At 72.5% G+C, this 12,439-nt stretch carries 11 protein-coding genes; 2 read left to right on the top strand and 9 right to left on the bottom strand.

Annotated features, from left to right (window positions below; translation table 11 throughout):
* Positions 1-16 precede the first annotated feature (16 nt).
* Together ACFYYT_RS06430 and ACFYYT_RS06425 are read left to right on the top strand one after the other, a co-directional pair.
* Entirely contained in the window at positions 17-748 is a 732-nt protein-coding gene (locus ACFYYT_RS06430) for a 4'-phosphopantetheinyl transferase superfamily protein (RefSeq protein WP_351822337.1), read from the top strand.
* Positions 749-755: 7 nt separating this feature from the next.
* Entirely contained in the window at positions 756-1,964 is a 1,209-nt protein-coding gene (locus ACFYYT_RS06425) for a methylmalonyl-CoA mutase family protein (RefSeq protein ID WP_351822334.1), read from the top strand.
* Between the two features lie 45 nt (positions 1,965-2,009).
* Here the strand turns inward: ACFYYT_RS06425 and ACFYYT_RS06420 are convergent, their stop codons facing one another.
* The 9 genes from ACFYYT_RS06420 to rho form a co-directional block, all read right to left on the bottom strand.
* Positions 2,010-3,365: an MraY family glycosyltransferase gene (locus tag ACFYYT_RS06420; RefSeq protein ID WP_351822411.1), complete on the bottom strand. Its 1,356-nt coding sequence runs from the start codon at positions 3,363-3,365 to the stop codon at positions 2,010-2,012.
* A 104-nt stretch (positions 3,366-3,469) separates the two neighbouring features.
* Positions 3,470-4,699, bottom strand: a complete 1,230-nt coding sequence (gene glyA / locus ACFYYT_RS06415; RefSeq protein ID WP_351822331.1) for a serine hydroxymethyltransferase — start codon at positions 4,697-4,699, stop codon at positions 3,470-3,472.
* A gap of 107 nt (positions 4,700-4,806) precedes the next feature.
* A complete protein-coding gene (locus ACFYYT_RS06410; RefSeq protein ID WP_351822328.1) occupies positions 4,807-5,469 on the bottom strand; it encodes a protein-tyrosine-phosphatase in 663 nt (220 codons plus the stop codon).
* Positions 5,466-6,113: an L-threonylcarbamoyladenylate synthase gene (locus tag ACFYYT_RS06405; protein WP_351822325.1), complete on the bottom strand. Its 648-nt coding sequence runs from the start codon at positions 6,111-6,113 to the stop codon at positions 5,466-5,468. Before ACFYYT_RS06405 ends, ACFYYT_RS06410 begins: the two co-directional genes overlap by 4 nt.
* A gap of 52 nt (positions 6,114-6,165) precedes the next feature.
* Complete coding sequence (gene prmC, locus ACFYYT_RS06400; RefSeq protein ID WP_351822323.1) at positions 6,166-7,011, bottom strand: peptide chain release factor N(5)-glutamine methyltransferase; 846 nt, start codon at positions 7,009-7,011, stop codon at positions 6,166-6,168.
* A 53-nt stretch (positions 7,012-7,064) separates the two neighbouring features.
* Positions 7,065-8,144, bottom strand: coding sequence for a peptide chain release factor 1 (prfA, locus tag ACFYYT_RS06395; RefSeq protein ID WP_351822321.1), 1,080 nt, complete (start codon positions 8,142-8,144; stop codon positions 7,065-7,067).
* A 119-nt stretch (positions 8,145-8,263) separates the two neighbouring features.
* Positions 8,264-8,482 carry a 50S ribosomal protein L31 gene (rpmE, locus tag ACFYYT_RS06390; protein WP_351822319.1) on the bottom strand — a complete coding sequence of 73 codons (219 nt, stop codon included), beginning with the start codon at positions 8,480-8,482 and terminating at the stop codon, positions 8,264-8,266.
* A gap of 171 nt (positions 8,483-8,653) precedes the next feature.
* Complete coding sequence (locus ACFYYT_RS06385; RefSeq protein ID WP_351822316.1) at positions 8,654-9,754, bottom strand: LCP family protein; 1,101 nt, start codon at positions 9,752-9,754, stop codon at positions 8,654-8,656.
* Between the two features lie 302 nt (positions 9,755-10,056).
* Positions 10,057-12,207 carry a transcription termination factor Rho gene (gene rho, locus ACFYYT_RS06380; RefSeq protein WP_351822313.1) on the bottom strand — a complete coding sequence of 717 codons (2,151 nt, stop codon included), beginning with the start codon at positions 12,205-12,207 and terminating at the stop codon, positions 10,057-10,059.
* Positions 12,208-12,439: the final 232 nt, after the last annotated feature.

Here is a 12,439-nt window from a genome sequence, read left to right as displayed (position 1 = left end):
GAGAGAAGAGGGAATCATGATCGAGGAAGTCCTGCCCTCCCACGTCCACGCCCACGAGGCGTTCGAGCACGTGCCGTTCTCCTCCCTGTACCCACAGGAGGCGGCCCTCGTGGCCCGGTCGGTCGAGCGCCGCCGCCGCGAGTTCGCCACCGCCCGGTACTGCGCCCACCGGGCGCTCGCCGCCCTGGGCGTTCCGGCGGCCCCCCTGCTCGCCACCCCCCGCGGGCTCCCCGTCTGGCCCGGCTCGGTGCGCGGCGCGATCACCCACACGGCCGGGTACCACGCGGCGGCCGTGGCCGACGGTTCCCGGGTCGCGGCCCTCGGCATCGACGCGGAACCCGACAGCCCGCTCCCCGGGGGCGTGCTCGCGAGCATCGCGCTGCCGCAGGAAATCGCCCAGATCAGGGAACTCGCCGCCCGTCATCCCGCCATCCATTGGGACAAGCTGCTCTTCAGTGCCAAGGAGAGCGTCTACAAGGCGTGGTTCCCGCAGACATCGCTCGCGCTGTCGTTCGAGGACGCCCTGATCCGGATCGACCCGGTCCGCCGCACCTTCTCCGCCCGCGTGCTCCCGTCCGTCCTGGTCCGCGCCCACCCCGGCCTCAGCTCCTTCGCCGGCCGCTGGACCACCCGTGCGGGCACCGTCCTCACCGCGATCACGGTGGACGCCGCCCCCGCCGGCGGCCGGGACACCGCGGGCCGCCACCCCGACCCCGTGGCGCTCCGGCGCCCCCCATCACACCCGTGAGGAGCACATGACGCCCGGCATCTCCCCCGCCACGGAACGGACCCCCCGGTTCAGCACCTCGGTGTCCGCCAACGCCCGTCTGCGGGAGCTGGTCGAGCGCGGCGGGCGCATCCTGCCGCTGCTCGTCGACCGTCCCACCGCGTCGGGGCTCGACTCGGACGCCCCGCCCGCCCTCGGCCACGTGGGCCGCGCCGGGGTGGCCGTCGACTCCATCGACGACATGCGGGTGCTGCTCAGCGGCATCCCCCTGGACCGGGTCTCCCTGTCCCTGGACGTGGACGCCGCGGCCGCGCCCCTGATCCTGCTCTACCAGCTCGTCGCCGAGGAACACGGCGTTCCCGCGGCACGGCTGCGCGGATCGGTCCGGGGCGACGTGCTCAAGGAGTTCATCGCCCCCGGCGGCACCTGCCTCTTCCCGCCCGCCCCGGCCATGCGCCTGACCCGGGACGTCCTGCGGTACTGCCGGATCTCCCTGCCCCACTGGGACGTCCTGTCCGTATGCGGTCACGACCTGGCCGAAGCCGGCGCCGACCCGGCCCAGGAGGTCGCGTTCGCCCTCACCAACGGCATCGCCTACGTCCGTACGGCGGTGTCCGCGGGCGTGAACGCGGACACCTTCGTCCCGGGGCTCACCTTCTGCCTCTCCGACGGCGGCAGCCGGACCGAGGTCCTGGCCAAGTTCCGGGCGGCCCGGCGCATCTGGACCCGGGCCGTGAACGAGCAGTTCGGCCCGGACCGGGCCGGCCGCACGGGGCCGCGCCCGGGCGGCCCGTCCCCGGGGACCGCTCCGCCGCCGCGCGGCGGCCGGCCGTGGCGGCGCGCCGACGCCTCCCGGGAGATCGAGGCGGCGGCGGTCGCGCTGATGGACAGCATCGAACGGCTGGGCGGCGCCGTCCGGGCCGTCGAGCGCCGGTTCCAGAGCACCATCCTGCCCGGGAACGGACACCCGCCCGGCCCGTCCGGCGTGGAGGCGCGCGGCGACGAGGCCCGTGCGGCACACCGGGGCCAGAGCGAACGGCTGGCGAAGCTGCGGGCCTGGCGGGTCCAGTCCGCGGTGGACGACGCGCTGGCCCGGCTGGCGGAGGCCGCGCGCGGCGACGGCAACGTCATGTTCCCGATGCGGTCGGCCCTGGCGGCCAGTGCCACGGTCGGCGAGATCTGCGGCACCCTCCGCGGGGTGTGGGGCAGCCATCCCACCCGGGCCGCCCGGCCCTGACGCCCCGCCCCGCGCCCGGGGCCGGGCGGTGTCCCGGACCCGGGCTCAGGTGCGCTCGCGCTCCTTCGTGCCGGTCCCGCCGCCCCCGCGGCGGGACAGCTCGGACAGCGCGGTGGAGCCGTTCAGCCCGTACGAGGCCGGAGTGCGCACGGCCTCGCCCCCGTCCGCCGTCCCGGCGGACACCCGGGCGGCCCGGGCGGGCACCTCGCGGCGCACCGGCGCCGCGCGCCGGTAGCGCGGCGGGACCAGCGCCTCGGCCCAGCGCGGGGTCCGCGGGGTGAACCGCGGCAGCAGGAGCAGGACGAGGCCCAGCCCGCTCAGCGCGGCGATGGCGAGGACGATCCACATCGAGGTGGAGTGCACCGAATAGGCCACCGCGCCAAAGGCGATCAGCCCGGACCAGAAGTACATGATCAGCACGGCGCGGCTGTGGGAGTGCCCGAGTTCCAGCAGCCGGTGGTGCAGGTGCCCGCGGTCGGCGGCGAAGGGCGACTGGCCCTTCCAGGTGCGCCGCACGATGGCGAGGACGAGGTCCGCGACCGGGATCGCGACGATGCTCAGCGGCAGCACCAGCGGGATGAAGGCGGGCAGCATCGCGTGCGTCGCGTTGCGCTCACCACCCGCGAAGAGCGCCATCGTGTCGGGGTCGACCTGACCGGTGATGGAGATGGTCGAGGCGGCCAGGACCAGGCCGATCAGCATCGACCCGGAATCGCCCATGAAGATGCGCGCGGGATGCATGTTGTGCGGCAGGAAGCCCAGGCACATGCCCATCAGGATGGCGGCGAACAGCGTCGCCGGGGCGGCCGCCTCGATGCCGTAGCCGAACCAGATGCGGTAGCCGTAGAGGAAGAACGCGGTCGACGCGATGCAGACCATGCCGGCCGCCAGACCGTCCAGCCCGTCCACGAAGTTCACCGCGTTGATGGTGATCACGACGAGGGCGACGGTGAGCAGGTTGCCCTGCCACTGGGTGAGCGCGACCGTCCCGATGCCGGGGACCGGGATCCACAGGATGGTCAGGCCCTGCATCACCATCACGCCGGCCGCGATCATCTGCGCGCCCAGCTTGATCAGGGCGTCGATCTCGAACTTGTCGTCCAGGACGCCGACCAGCCAGATCAGCGCCGCGCCCGAGAGCAGGGCCCGTGGTTCGTTCGACAGCTCGAAGACGCCGTTGAGGTTGCGCAGGTGGTCGGCGACCAGCAGGCCCGCGCACAGACCGCCGAACATCGCGATGCCGCCGAGCCGTGGAGTCGGTTCCCGGTGCACGTCGCGGGCACGGATCTCCGGCATGGCGCCGGCCGCGATCGCGAACTTCCGCACGGGCCCGGTCAGCAGGTAGGTCACCGCGACCGTGACGCAAAGCGTCAGCAGATATTCACGCACGGGCTGCCCCAGATGTATCGCCGGCCATCTCAGCCCCACACATTAGCCGTGATGTCATCGCTCAAAAGGACGCACGGGTACCCCGTGCCGGTTGCGGTACGCCCGCTGTGCCCCCTTTACTCCCCGTACGGGGGAAATTCCGTGGTCAGCTCGCCGACCTCCTTACGGGTGCCCGCCGCCGCGCCGCCGAGCGCGGCCGTGAACAGCTCCGCGATCCGGGCCATCTCCCGCTCCCCCATGCCCTGCGTGGTCACCGCCGCCGTGCCGAGACGGATCCCGCGCTGGTCCCCGTACGGCAGGGCACAGGTGTCCAGGACGATCCCGGCGGCCGCGAGCCGGCCGCGGGCCGTGGGCCCGTCGAGACCGAGCCGGCCCGGGTCGGCGCTGATGAGGTGGGTGTCGGTGCCGCCCGTGGTGACCGCGAAGCCCCGCTCCCGCAGGGCCGCGGCCAGTGCCCGCGCGTTGGCGACGACCTTGTGCGCGTACGTGGTGAAGGCCGGGCCGGCCGCCTCCCCGAAGGCCACCGCCTTCGCGGCGATGGTGTGCATCTGGGCGCCGCCCTGGGTGAAGGGGAACACCGCCCGGTCGACGCGTTCCGCGAACTCGGCCCCGCACAGGACCATCCCGCCGCGCGGACCGCGCAGCACCTTGTGCGTGGTCGCGCAGACCAGGTCCGCGTACGGCACCGGGCTGGGCGCGGCGCCGCCCGCCACCAGGCCGATCGGATGCGCCGCGTCGACGATGAGGTAGGCCCCGACCTCGTCGGCGATCTCCCGGAACGCCGAGTACTCGGGGTGGCGCGGATAGGAGATCGAGCCGCACACGATGGCCTTGGGCCGGTGCGCCCGGGCCAGCTCCTGCACCTGCGCGTAGTCGATGAGCCCGGTGTCGGCGTCGACCCCGTAGCCGATGAAGTCGAACCAGCGGCCGGAGAAGTTCGCGGGCGAACCGTGCGTGAGGTGCCCCCCGTACGGGAGCCCCATGGCGAGGACCGTGTCCCCGGGGCGCAGCAGGGCGGCGTAGGCGGCCAGTACGGCGGAGGATCCGGAGTGCGGCTGCACGTTGGCGTGCTCGACCCCGAACAACGCCCTGGCCCGCTCCACGGCGATCCGTTCGGCCAGGTCGGCGTACTCGCAGCCACCGTGGTGACGGGCGCCGGGATAGCCCTCGGCGTACTTGTTGGCGAGCGGGGAGCCGAGGGCGGCGAGCACGGCGGCGGAGGTGAAGTTCTCGGCGGCGCTCAGCTGGAGCGTCCGCGCCTGCCGCTCGCGCTCCCCCTCGAACACGTCGGCCATCTGCGGATCCTGCTGCCGCAGCAGGTCCGTGGGCTGGGTGATGACGCTCATGGCGCGACTCCAGGGGCTACCCGTCAGGTACCAGCCACGATAGCCCCGCCCCCCTGAACCCGCCCCACGGCGGGCCCGGCGGCCCGAACCCGGATCCGGCCGCGCCGTCAGCGGCGGGCGTTGACGCCCGTCAGGGCCGTGACCACGGGGTCCAGCGCCTGGTTGATCTCGTCGCCGATCGAGCGGAAGAAGGTGATCGGCGCCCCGTACGGGTCGTACACCTCGTCGGCGTCGGCCGACGGCGCCAGCAGCCAGCCGCGCAGCGCGGCGGCGGCCCGCACCAGGGCCCGGGCGCGCTCGGCCATGCCGTCGTCCAGCGGCGGCAGCGTCGCCGGGTCTATCGCCCGCACGAGCCGGGTGAACTCCTTCAGCGTGAAGGTGCGCAGTCCCGCCGAGTGGCCCATCGAGATGACCTGCGCCCGGTGGTCCCGCGTCGCGGTCAGCACCAGGTCGGCTCGTATGACGTGCTCGTCCAGCAGCTCGCGGCCGGTGAAACCGGAGGCGTCGGCGCCGAAGTCCGCGAGGACGGCGGCCGCGTTGGCCTCCATCGGCGCCCCCTCGTGCCCCCAGGTGCCCGCGCTCTCCACGATGAGGTCACCGGAGACGAGACCGAGGCCGCCGAGCCGGTGCGACAGGGCGTGCCGCGTCAGCCGCTCGGTGATCGGCGAGCGGCACACGTTGCCGGTGCTGACGTGGAGTATGCGGAAGGGGTCTCCCCCGGCGCTCACCGGGACCTGGCCCCTTGCTATGCCACGCCCCTCAGGGCTCACGGGGCCACCTCGAGGTCGGGTACGACCTCGCGCAGCTGCTCGGCGGTCAGGGCCCCCGCACGCAGCAGCACGGGCACCTTCCCGGTGACGTCGACGATCGACGACGGCAGGGTGCTGGGGGTCGGGCCGCCGTCCAGGTACACGGACACGGAGTCGCCCAGCATCGCGCGCGCCGCGTCACAGTCCTCCGGCGCGGGGTGCCCGGAGAGGTTGGCGGAGGACACGGCCATCGGGCCGACCTCGGTCAGCAGCTCGATCGCGACGGGGTGCAGCGGCATGCGCACGGCGACGGTCCCCCGGGTCTCCCCCAGGTCCCAGGCCAGCGACGGCTGGTGCCGGGCGACGAGCGTGAGCCCGCCCGGCCAGAAGGCGTCGACGAGCTCCCACGCCTGCTCGGAGAAGTCCGTGACCAGGCCGTGCAGCGTGTTCGGGGAGCCGATGAGCACGGGGGTGGGCATGTTGCGGCCCCGCCCCTTGGCGGCGAGCAGGTCACCGACGGCCTCGGGGCTGAAGGCGTCCGCACCGATCCCGTACAGGGTGTCGGTGGGCAGCACGACGAGCTCGCCGCGGCGCACTGCGGATGCGGCTTCGCGCAGACCCGTCTTGCGGTCCGTCGCGTCGTTGCAGTCGTATCGCCGGGCCATCAGCGGGCCTCCTCGTACAGCGGGGTGGTGGCGGGAAGGGTGGTCGCGCAGGTCACGGCATCGCCTTGCGGGCGGTCGCGAAGCGCGGCCGGTTGTTCAGGTCGGGGTGGTCGGCGGAGTCGGCCCAGCCGCGCTCGTCGGCGAAGATCCACGGCACCTGGCCGCCCTGGGTGTCGGCGTGCTCGATGACGACGATGCCGCCGGGCCGCAGCAGCCGGTGCGCGGTGCGCTCGATGCCGCGGATGGTGTCGAGGCCGTCCTCGCCGGAGAACAGCGCCATCTCGGGATCGTGGTCCCGGGCCTCGGGGGCCACGTACTCCCACTCGGTGAGCGGGATGTACGGCGGGTTGGAGATGACCAGGTCGACCTGGCCGTCCAGCTCGGGCAGCGCGCTGAGCGCATCGCCCTGGTGGACGCTGACCCGGGAGCCCTCGGCGTTCTTGCGGGTCCAGCGCAGCGCGTCCTCGGACAGCTCCACGGCGTGCACGCGCGAGCGCGGCACCTCCTGGGCCATGGCGAGCGCGATGGCGCCGGAGCCGGTGCACAGGTCCACGATCAGCGGCTCGACCACGTCCATCGCCCGGACGGCCTGTATGGCCCAGTCCACGACGGACTCCGTCTCGGGCCGCGGCACGAAGACCCCGGGCCCGACCTGGAGCTCCAGGTAGCGGAAGAAGGCGCGGCCGGTGATGTGCTGGAGCGGCTCGCGCGCCTCGCGGCGGGCGACGGCCTCCCAGTAGCGGGCGTCGAAGTCCGCGTCCTTGACGTGGTGCAGTTCCCCCCGCTTGACGCCGTGCACGAAGGCCGCGAGCTCCTCCGCGTCGAAGCGCGGTGAGGGCACGCCGGCGGCGGCCAGCCGCTGGGTGGCCTGGGCCACCTCGGCAAGCAGCAAGTTCACGCTGGTCCTCCGGGCTGCTGTCGTACGGGGGGTGGTGCGGGGATCGGGCGGGATCAGTGCGCGGCGGCGAGCTTGGCCGCGGAGTCCGTGTCCACGCAGGCCTGGATGACCGAGTCGAGGTCGCCGTCGAGCACCTGGTCCAAGTTGTACGCCTTGAAACCGGTCCGGTGGTCCGAGATCCGGTTTTCCGGGTAGTTGTACGTACGGATCTTCTCCGAGCGGTCCACACTGCGCACCTGGCTGCGGCGCACGTCGGAGGCCTCCTGCTCGGCGGCTTCCTGCGCGGCGGCCAGCAGGCGCGAGCGCAGGATGCGCATGGCCTGCTCCTTGTTCTGGAGCTGGCTCTTCTCGTTCTGGCAGGAGGCGACCACACCGGTCGGGAGGTGCGTGATGCGCACGGCCGAGTCGGTGGTGTTGACGGACTGGCCGCCGGGGCCGGAGGAGCGGTACACGTCGATGCGGAGGTCGTTCATGTTGATCTCGACCTCGACCTCCTCGGCCTCCGGGGTGACGAGCACGCCGGCGGCGGAGGTGTGGATGCGGCCCTGGGACTCGGTGGCCGGCACGCGCTGGACGCGGTGCACGCCGCCCTCGTACTTCAGCCGGGCCCACACGCCCTGGCCGGGCTCGGTCGCGCCGTTGCCGCCCTTGGTGCGGACGGAGACCTGGACGTCCTTGTAGCCGCCGAGCTCGGACTCGGTGGCGTCGATGATCTCGGTCTTCCAGCCCACGCGCTCGGCGTAGCGCAGGTACATGCGCAGCAGGTCACCGGCGAAGAGGGCGGACTCGTCGCCGCCGGCTCCGGCCTTGACCTCCAGGAGCACGTCCTTGTCGTCGCTGGGGTCGCGCGGGACGAGCAGCAGGCGGAGCTTCTCGGTGAGCTCGTCGCGCTGGGCGCTCAGTTCCTTGGCCTCGGCGGCGAAGTCCGGGTCGACGGCCGCGAACTCCTTGGCCGTCTCGATGTCCTCGGCCGACTGCTTCCAGGCGCGGAAGGTCGCCACGATCGGGGTCAGCTCCGCGTAGCGCTTGTTCAGCTTGCGCGCGTTGGCCTGATCGGAGTGGACCGAAGGGTCGGCGAGCTTCTTCTCAAGATCGGCGTGCTCGCCGATCAGTTCCTCGACCGCCTCGAACATCGGGTGCTCCTGTGGTGAAAGTCAAAAAATGGGCTGGCTTGCCGGTACGACGACAAAGGCGCCGGTCCGGCCACCCCCGTCTCATCAGGGGGCGGCCGGATACCGGCGCCTGGGTCGCGCTACTTCTGGGCCGCACCCTTGCCGAAGCGGGCCTCGAAGCGGGCCACGCGGCCACCGGTGTCGAGGATCTTCTGCTTGCCCGTGTAGAACGGGTGGCACTCGGAGCAGACCTCGGCACGGATGGTGCCCTCGGTCAGGGTGCTACGGGTGGTGAACGACGCGCCACAGGTGCAGCTGACCTGGGTCTCGACGTACTCGGGGTGAACATCGCGCTTCAAGGTGTCTCCTAGATTCGGGAGGGCGCCGGGTCGCAGGAGCCGAATTGCGCACTGCGTGAACCGGGGCCGACAGACCAGTCTGCCAGGACCGGGCCGCCTGTCAAAATTCTGAGGACGCTCCCCTCAACGGGGAGGGGGGTGCGGGTATTCCCGCCGGTCGCGGCGGGGCCGTCACTGGACGATGGACCCGGCCTCGCTCTTGTCCCCGGTGGAGTTCTCGGTGGCCGCGGCGGGGATCGGCTGGTCGGCCAGGAGGGCTTCCCAGACCATCTTGGACTCCTTGGCCAGCGGGGCCACGCGGTCCTTGTCCAGCGGGTCCCGCGTCACCGGCAGGGTGATCATGTGCATGTTCTCGGCGCCGATGCCCTGGAGGCCCTGGGCGAATCCCGCGAGGGACTTCACGTCGCCGAGCGCCTTGTCGGTGGTGATCGCCTTGGTCGCGGAGTCGGCGAGGTCGTAGAGCTTCTTGGGGTTGTCGAACACCCCGACGCCCTTGACCTGCTTGATCAGCGCCTTGATGAAGGCCTGCTGGAGCTGTATTCGGCCCAGGTCACTGCCGTCGCCGACGCTCTTGCGGGTCCGCACCAGGCCGAGGGACTGTTCGCCGTTCAGCTTGTGGGGGCCGGGCTGGAGGTCGAGGTGGCTGCCCCCGTCCTTGATCGGCTTGGTGGTGGTGAGCTGCACGCCGCCCAGATTGTCGATGATCTTCTTGAAGCCGGTGAAGTCCACCTCGATGTAGTGGTCCATGCGGATCCCCGACATCGCCTCGACGGTCTTGACCGCGCAGGCGGCCCCGCCGATGGTGAAGGCCTCGTTGAACTGCGCGCGCTGCCGGGGGGCGCTGCTCTTGCCCTTGCCGGTGGGGCAGGCGGGCCGCGGGAGCATCGTGTCGCGCGGGATCGACACGACGCTGGCCTGCTTGTGGCCCTCGTAGAGGTGGATGATCATCGCCGTGTCGGAGCGGGCCGAACCGCCGTCGTCCGCGCCGTACTCGCTGTTCGCCCCTTCGCGGGAGTCCGAACCGAGGACGAGGATGTCCATCGAGCCGTTGTCGACGTTGGCGGGGCGGTCCTTGCCCAGCGCCTGGTCGATGTCCACGGTCTTCAGGTTGCCGTTGAGCTTGAAGTAGAACCAGCCGAGGCCGCCACCGCCCAGCAGGACGACGCCCGCGGCCGTCCACGCGGCGATGGTGAGGGCACGCCGGCGCTGCGGCGGTTTACGTCGGCGCCGGGTGGCGGCGCGTCGGCCGCGACCCTTGCTTTCCTCGCTCATGCTCTCCTCAGTCCTGCGTGCGTTGCCCGCCGCGTCTCTCATTCAGACGGACTAGTGCGTTCCAGGGTTCCACGGTGTAGAGAGCGGGGGAACCATCGGGGCGGTCATCGGGAGCCGGCATCAGCAGCCCGTGACGGACTGCCCACCCACCGTGGCCCCTCGGCGCGGCGGGGGGCGGTGGAGGGGGCCCGGGCGGGGTGCGCGTGTGGCGAAGGTCGCACGGGCCGGGCGGGCGCCGGACACGACGAAGCCGCCCCCGCCGCGGAGGCGGCGGGGGCGGCTTCGGTGATGCGCGGACCCGGTCAGTCGTCGTTCTTGCCGGCCGGGGTCGTCTTGGCGATCTGCATCAGGAACTCGGCGTTCGACTTCGTCTGCTTCATCTTGTCCAGCAGCAGCTCGATCGCCTGCTGCGAGTCGAGCGCGTGCAGCACCCGGCGCAGCTTCCAGACGATGGCGAGCTCCTCCGCGTTGAGGAGGATCTCCTCCTTGCGGGTGCCCGACGGGTCGACGTCGACGGCCGGGAAGATGCGCTTGTCGGCGAGCTTGCGGTCGAGCTTGAGCTCCATGTTGCCGGTGCCCTTGAACTCCTCGAAGATCACCTCGTCCATGCGCGAGCCGGTGTCGACCAGCGCGGTGGCCAGGATGGTCAGCGAGCCGCCGTCCTCGATGTTGCGCGCGGCACCGAAGAAGCGCTTCGGCGGGTACAGCGCGGTCGAGTCGACACCACCGGACAGGATGCGGCCGGAGGCCGGGGCGGCGAGGTTGTACGCGCGGCCCAGACGGGTGATCGAGTCCAGCAGGACGACCACGTCGTGGCCGAGCTCGACGAGACGCTTGGCGCGCTCGATGGCCAGCTCGGCGACGGTGGTGTGGTCCTCGGCCGGGCGGTCGAAGGTCGAGGAGATGACCTCGCCCTTGACCGACCGCTGCATGTCGGTGACCTCTTCCGGACGCTCGTCGACCAGGACGACCATCAGGTGGCACTCGGGGTTGTTGACCGTGATCGCGTTGGCGATCGCCTGCATGATCATGGTCTTGCCGGTCTTCGGCGGAGCCACGATCAGACCGCGCTGGCCCTTGCCGATCGGCGACACGAGGTCGATGATGCGCGTGGTCAGCACGCCCGGGTCGGTCTCCAGACGGAGCCGGTCCTGCGGGTAGAGCGGAGTCAGCTTCTGGAACTCCGGGCGGCCGCGGCCGGATTCGGGCGCCATGCCGTTCACCGAGTCCAGACGCACGAGGGCGTTGAACTTCTCGCGGCGCTCGCCGTCCTTGGGCTGACGGACCGCACCGGTGGTGTGGTCGCCCTTGCGCAGCCCGGCCTTGCGGACCTGGGCCAGCGAGACGTACACGTCGTTCGGGCCCGGCAGGTAGCCCGAGGTCCGGATGAACGCGTAGTTGTCGAGGATGTCGAGGATGCCCGCGACGGGGATCAGCACGTCGTCGTCGGCGACCTGCGGCTCGCTCGGCGCGAACTCGTCGCGGCCACGACGGCCACGGCGGTCGCGGTAGCGGCCGCGACGGCCACGGCGGCCGTCCTCGTCGAAGTCGTCCTGCGGGCCGTTGTCCTGACGGTCCTGCCGGTCCTGACGGCCCTGCTGACCCTGCTGGCCCTGGCCGCGGCCGCCCTGCTGCTGGCGGTCGGCGCGGTCCTGACGGCCCCCGCCCTGACCCTGGCCGCCCTGGCCCTGACCGCCCTGACCCTGGCCGCCCTGGCCCTGGCCCTGGTCGTCGGCCTTGGCCCCGCGCTCGCGGCGGCCCTGCTGACGCTCGGCGCGGTCGCCGCGCTCACCGCGCTCGCCCCGCTCGGCGCGGTCACGGCGGTCACGCCGGGTACGGCCCTCGCCGGCCTCCTGCGTCTGGCCCTGGCCCTGGGCGGCGACGGCGGTCACTGCCTCGGCCTTGGGCTCGGCCGAGACGGCCGCGGCGGCCTCGGTCTTCTGCTCGACCTGCACGACGGCGGGGGCCGAGGTCTCCGGGCTGCCGGAGGGGGCGGTCGCCCGACGGCGGCGGCGCTCGCCCGCCGGGGCCTCGTCCCCGCGCTCGGTCTCGCTCGCGCGGGAGGGGCCGCCGGCCGGCTGGCCGGGAATGTCGATCTGCGCCGCGACGGCGGGCTTCTCGGCGGGCGCCGCAGCGGCGGCCTCGCCCGTACGGGCCTTGCTGGTGGCACGGCGCTTCGGCTTGGTCTCGGCGGCCTCGGCGGCGGCGGCCGGAGCCGCGGCCTTGGGGGCGCTGCCGCCCTGCGCCTCCTTGATGACCTCGATCAGCTGGCTCTTGCGCATCCGCGCGGTGCCCCTGATTCCAAGGCCCGACGCGACCTGCTGCAGCTCGGCCAGGACCATGCCCTCAAGGCCGGTGCCGGAGCGGCGACGCTTGGGCGCGGCGCCCGCGGCGGGGGCACTGGTGTCGACGTTGGTGTCGGCAGCGCCCATCAGATCGGTGGTGTCGCTCACGAAGGGTCCTTCCCTGGAGCGGACGTCGGCCTGTCTGGCTCGGCGACCGGTTGTGCTGTCCGACGACGGGCCATGACCTGATGGGGCATGAACCGCAGCCGGGGCGGTGGTCCGCCGGAAGATGTACGGCGGAGGGGAATGTGCATGGGTGGTTCCGGCGAGAAGCCCCCGAGCTGGAAGCGTGGGAATGTCACGCCGATTCCGGAGCGTGCTCGAAACTGCTGGCAGCGAT

This window comes from Streptomyces sp. NPDC002032 (genome assembly GCF_042890765.1).
Taxonomy (GTDB): domain Bacteria; phylum Actinomycetota; class Actinomycetes; order Streptomycetales; family Streptomycetaceae; genus Streptomyces.
Note: the sequence above shows the minus strand (reverse complement) of the source record. Positions and strands in the feature narration are given on the sequence as shown.